The 5,254-nt window shown below is 44.5% G+C and carries 2 protein-coding genes and 1 pseudogene; all 3 read right to left on the bottom strand.

Annotation, left to right across the window (positions count from 1 at the left end):
• Positions 1–159 (bottom strand): annotated as a pseudogene (locus OB13_RS18040) (ribonuclease HII); the annotation flags it as partial.
• A 192-nt stretch (positions 160–351) separates the two neighbouring features.
• Entirely contained in the window at positions 352–1,821 is a 1,470-nt protein-coding gene (locus tag OB13_RS18035; protein WP_461491578.1) for a RagB/SusD family nutrient uptake outer membrane protein, read from the bottom strand.
• Between the two features lie 20 nt (positions 1,822–1,841).
• Positions 1,842–5,006, bottom strand: a complete 3,165-nt coding sequence (locus OB13_RS18030) for a SusC/RagA family TonB-linked outer membrane protein (RefSeq protein ID WP_461491577.1) — start codon at positions 5,004–5,006, stop codon at positions 1,842–1,844.
• Between the last annotated feature and the right edge of the window lie 248 nt (positions 5,007–5,254).

The following is a 5,254-nucleotide window of genomic DNA, read 5'->3' as shown; positions in this document are numbered from 1 at the left end:
CTGCTTATAGCTCAGTTTTTTTGAGTCGTTAAGCAGCGCATGCTGGTAATCGGGAGGAAGAATGACGGCGGCCGCCACTACCGGTCCGGCCAGGCAGCCACGGCCTGCCTCGTCAATACCGGCTTCTAATATATTTCCGCTATAGTTCGGGAGAAGCATACCTAATAGTTTTCAGTAAATGTATAAAGGTATTATAACCTTAAGAAACAATCAACTGCAACACTTTAGCCAAAGTTCGCTACGTATGAAATTTTTATGGGACTAAATAGAGTTGTAGTTAGTCCGGGAAAATAAAAACCCCCATCAGCTGATGGGGGTTTTTATTTTACTGTTGTACAGGAATCAATTAATTTACAATAATTTATTTGTTGCAATCTCAGAGTTCGGCATTGGCCACACATACTCAGGAGAAGTAGGATCTACGGCAGGTGCAGTTAATCCGCTGCCAGTCTTACCAGGGAAGGCAGATACCGTTCTGGTAATATCCAGTGAACGGAAACCCTCAGCCAGTAACTCGATTCTTCTTTCCTTAAGGATCGTGTTAATTAGTGCTTCCTGCGTTGCGATCGCTGTAGCAGGGAAAACATAACCCGCATCTGATCGGGTACGCACAGCATTAAGCAGCTGAACCGCTTTAACCAGGTTACCCGTTCTTGCTGCAGCCTCAGCATAGTTAAGCAGAACTTCCGCATACCTGATCACCGGAACAAAATCTGTGTAAGGAGCGGGTTTGTCAAACTTCTTGTAATACATCAGGTTACCTGCCGTTACAACAAAGCTCTTTCTTCGCGCATCTTCTGCTCTCCAATCCGGATCACCTATTATACCTGTTGGATTTAAGTAATATTCACCGTTGCCAACAGGAGGAGCATTAAAGTAATAGCCTAACTGGTTCTGCGTGCCAGGAACATCCTGCTCTGTCATCGGCAATGAGAAAACCGACTCTGTAGTTGTAGGGGTCGCAAATGGCGCAGCTACATTTGGCTGCAACTCATGGGTTACTCCGGATGGCGCTTTAAATGGAGCGGCATCAGAAACAATCTTACCGGATTCTTCTACCACTTTAGCATAATTACCCATATGCAGATAAATTCTGGCCTTCAGGGCTACCGCTGTATTCTTATGCGCTCTGGTAGTATTTAGAAGCGGAGTGGAGTAATTGGCTGGCAACCCTGCTTCCGCTTCGTTCAGATCTGCCAGTATCTGCTCGTATACTTTTGCTACAGAACTTCTTGCCAGGTCATTGTTTGCAGAAGATGTTTCGGCCAATAAGCGAAGCGGCACGCCAGGAGAGGCCCCGTTATCAGCATTGAAAGGCTTGGCATACAAGGTAATCAGGCTGTGGTAAGTAAGCGCTCTTAAAAACTTGGCTTCTGCTTTGTATTGTGCCAGCAGCACAGGATCAATCTTAGCGGCATTGTCATCAAGCCCCTTCAGAAAAACGTTGATACGGTTAATAGAAGCGTAGGCTGCACCCCAGAAGTTTTGAACTTCGTTTGTACCTGCATTCAGGTTATGCTGCCAGGTTTGCAGGCCAGTAACACCGTTTGTTAAACGGTTGATGTACTCCTCGCCTCGAATCTCATTATAGACGATTAATCTGCCACCATAGAACTGGCCATCTTTGATGGCACGGTATAAACCGTTTACCTGCCCTTGTATCCTCTCAGGAGTATCGAAGGCATTCTTGTCTGATATAGATGTTTCAGGAACAGGGTTCAGCAACTCATCTGTATCACAAGCAGCAAAGGTGAATGGCAAGGCAAGAAAAGCGGCCTTTATAAGGTATAGCTTACGTGCTTTTATATTTAAATTTTTCATTGCTAGTAGAATTATTGAAATTAGAAACCAACGTTTACACCAACTGTAAATGTTCTGCCTTGCGGCACAGTGTTACGCTCCACACCTGGCGCAGTATTTGAATTACCGTTAGTTGAGATTTCAGGGTCAGCACCTGAATAGTTTGTGAGGACGAAGGCATTAAACACCTGACCATAGATTCTGACAGAGTTTATACCTGCCTTGCTCACCAAAGTGGCAGGAATTTTATAGCCGATTGTAGCTGTTTGCAGTTTCAGGAAGTCCGCTTTTTCTACGTTTTCAGAAATAACGAGGGCCGAGCCGTTAGACATATTGTCGCCCCATACAATACGAGGTATAGATCCACTCTGGTTCTCAGGAGTCCATCTGTCTAATACGTCCGTATGGTTGTTCCAGAAACGCATATCTCTTAAACCTGCCTGGGTACCGTTGTAGATGTAGTTACCACCAGAGTAAGTAAAGTTCAGACCAAGGTCAAGGTCGCCATACTTAAATGTATTCTGAAAGCCGCCATACCAGGTAGGAAGAGCGTTACCTAAAATCTGACCGTCGCCAGCAGAAGTAATTGCAGGTGCAGGTGAGCCATCCAGGTAGGTCCAACGGCTGCCACCAGCTGGTACCACGTGGCTATACTGCACTTCTTTTCCATCCTTATTGATGAAAATACGCTGCCCGTTGGCAGGGTTCACACCAGCAGTCTTAACGCCGTAGATGCTGCCCACTGGCTCTCCTACACGTGTAATGTTAGTTGTCTCCAAACCACCTGTTGAAGCAAAAAGGTCAGCATTACCGTCAGCAAGGGCAGTAACTTCGTTTTTGATTGCAGTAAAGTTCAGGTTGGTGCTCCAGGAGAATTTGCCTTCCGCAATCGGAGTAGCATTAATGGCAAATTCCAGACCACGGTTATACATAGAGCCTACGTTGGTAAGGATACTATTTCCAGGTATACCTTTAGATGGGGACTGAGGAGCATTCAGGATCAAGCCGTTTACATTGTTGTTGAAGTAAGTGACCTCAAACTGAATTTTGTCGTTCAGGAAGCCAAAATCAGCACCAATATTTGTCTGCTCACTTGTTTCCCAAGATAGGGCAGCATTACCGGCCTGGTTAAACACCAGAGTCGGAGACTCTCCGTATAAACCAGATCCATACAGGAACAGTGAACCATATGCACTTGGCAGGTTACCGTTACCTACTCTACCCCAACTGGCCCGTAATTTTACACTGTTTGCAATATTGGATAAAGCAGAGTTTTTGTAAAAGCTTTCCTCAGACAGTGCCCAACCACCTGATACACCACCAAAGTTACCCCACTTGTTTTCAGCAGCCAAAGCTGAGTTTCCATCCCGACGGAAGTTCATGGTAATGAAATAGCGTTTGGCAAAGTCGTAGTTCAGACGGGAAAAACCAGAGGCAAAAGCTCTTTCTGTAATATAATTGCCTGACGGAGTAATACTTGTAAAGTTGCCCTGATAATCGTTAAAGAAATTATCTGCTACTCCAAAGCGGTTAGCGCCCCAGCCTTTGTTCAGGTACTGCTGCACCTCAGAACCAATTAGCAAGCTGATATTATGGTTATCTCCTAAAGTTGTCTGGTAGTTCAGCGTGTTGATCCAGTTTGTATTTTCTAAGCGCTGTTGGGTGTTAGTAGCGTTACCTTTATTAGTAAAGCCATCACCATGCAGCGGGTTCTGGTATGATATACCTTCAATGCTCATCCTATCCATAGAATAAGTGGTATTGAAGTCTAATCCTTTTACAATCTGAACATTAGCTCCAAAGCTACCGAACAAACGATCAGTCTCTGATGTAAATGAGCTAAGGTCCAAAATCGGAAGCGGGTTCACAAAGCCTGACTGCTGCAAGTTATTACCTCTGCCCATGGTGTTATCAGAACGAATGTTATAAGACCCATCTGGGTTTCTTGGAGCAACATTAGGTGCAGTCACAACAGCAAGTCGACCTAAACCACTGGTATTGAAAGCAGCACCTGGCAAAGAACCAGTATTTGGCGCTGAACTGAAGCTATTGCTAAAGCTTGTATTAGCAGTTAATTTAAGCCAATTCGTAAGTTTGTGATCTATGTTAAAACGAACAGCTTTTCTCTCGAAAGTATTTTTTTTGATAAATCCATCCTGATCTGTAACGTTAGCAGAGAAGAAATAAGTTGTACCCTCTGTACCGCCAGATACGCTTAAGCTATGGTTCTGAGAGTATGCTTTACGATAAACCTCATCATACCATCTGGTATCTACCATAGAACCGTCCTCGTTGAAAGACGGGAAGAAGAATTCAGAAGCAACAGCAGGGTTATTCGCATTGCCTCCCAACGTTTTCGCATTAAGAACACCTTCGTTCTTAATCTCCATATACTGCTGCGCATTTAACAGCTCTGGCAAACGAACGGCCTCTGTCATACCTGCCCAGGCATCATAATTCACTTTCGGCTTACCTGATTTACCTCTTTTTGTGGTTATTAGTAATACACCACCGGCAGCCCTTGAGCCGTAGATAGCCGTAGAAGCCGCATCTTTCAGGATATCAATAGATTCAATATCAGCGGGGTTTATATCACCCAAAGCATTACTGGCAGCCTGAGTTGATGAGTTGTCACCGGTATTGATCGCAATACCATCAACTATTACCAGTGGAAAAGAACTCAGGGATATTGAGTTAGTACCGCGAATACGTATCACAGGAGGGTTATTGAGTACCCCGTTTGGCTGAACGATATTTACACCGGCAGCTCTGCCACCTAATGCCTGGTCAAAGCTTTGCACAGGCATCTCCTTAATCTTATCACCTGATACGGAAGCAGCAGACCCAGTAAACTCTGCTTTTGTCTGGGTTCCATAACCTACTACGATAACTTCTGACAGCTGCTTGTTATCTATTGCAAGCGTAACATTGACAGTGCTTGCGTTACCAATACTACGCTCTACGGAAGTGTAGCCTAGGAATCGGAACACTAACGTGTTGCCTTCTGCCGGCACATTAATCGAATAAGAGCCGTCAGCTCCTGTTGCAGTTCCTGTACTGGTGCCTTTCACCAGTACGGCAACACCAGGAAGCCCCTGACCGGTGGCCTGGTCCGTCACCGTGCCCGTTACAGTCTTGCTCTGTGCCACTGCCTGTTGAAGCAGGGCAAATATCAGCGCAAAACTCAATAGTAATAGTTTTTTCATTGATTTGTGATTAAAGTGAGTAATGGTTAAGATTAGGATTGTTTGTTATTAAAATTCAGGCAATACAATTCCACTAGCATTTGAATGCTCTTATTGAATAGCCTCCAAAGCAAGATCATTAAGTTTTAAATCCGTTGAGGTTAGTCTAAGCCCCATCAGATATGTGGATTAAATAAATATAAATCGATGAAGCACTACAGGCAGATCTACCCCTATGCAATACTATAGTTGATAACAGAGTGGGAACA

This window comes from Pontibacter sp. HJ8 (assembly GCF_054824225.1).
Note: the sequence above shows the minus strand (reverse complement) of the source record. Positions and strands in the feature narration are given on the sequence as shown.